1 pseudogene is annotated in these 465 nt (G+C 63.0%); it reads right to left on the bottom strand.

Annotation, left to right across the window (positions count from 1 at the left end):
* Window positions 1-96 precede the first annotated feature (96 nt).
* Window positions 97-465 (bottom strand): annotated as a pseudogene (locus KGA66_RS29400) (site-specific integrase); the annotation flags it as partial.

The raw sequence follows: 465 nt of genomic DNA on the forward strand, positions 1-465 counted from the left end.
ACTCCTACCTGATCACCATCAGGCTGCACGGCGTCGACCCGATGAAGGCCATCCGCGACGCGCTGGCCGGCCGCGCCTGGACACCACTGCGGGCCGTCACAGCGCACTGACCCCGTAGTTGGTTACGCGGGCTTGTAGGTTGTCGTGGATCTCTTCGAGTCGTTGGCGCTGGGCCGGATCCGGTCTGAGCAGGGAACATCTGACACATGCGTGCTCGTGTATACAGGGGGTGTTAAAGGCGCGTGCGCAGGTACCGACGGACAGTTTGCGCCGCTCGAAGTGCGAGAGGAAAGCTTCCCATTCCTGGTCGGTGGGGGTGCGGTATTCTTCGCCGGGGCGTGTGGCCCGGCGGCGGGCGATGAACGCCCGATGCGCATCGATCGCTTCGGTCGGGTAAACAGCCTTGTAACCCATGGTCGTGGAAATATTGGTGTGACCGCAAATGATCTGGGCTATGTGCGGGGG

Source organism: Actinocrinis puniceicyclus, from assembly GCF_018283645.1.
GTDB classification, from domain to species: domain Bacteria; phylum Actinomycetota; class Actinomycetes; order Streptomycetales; family Catenulisporaceae; genus Actinocrinis; species Actinocrinis puniceicyclus.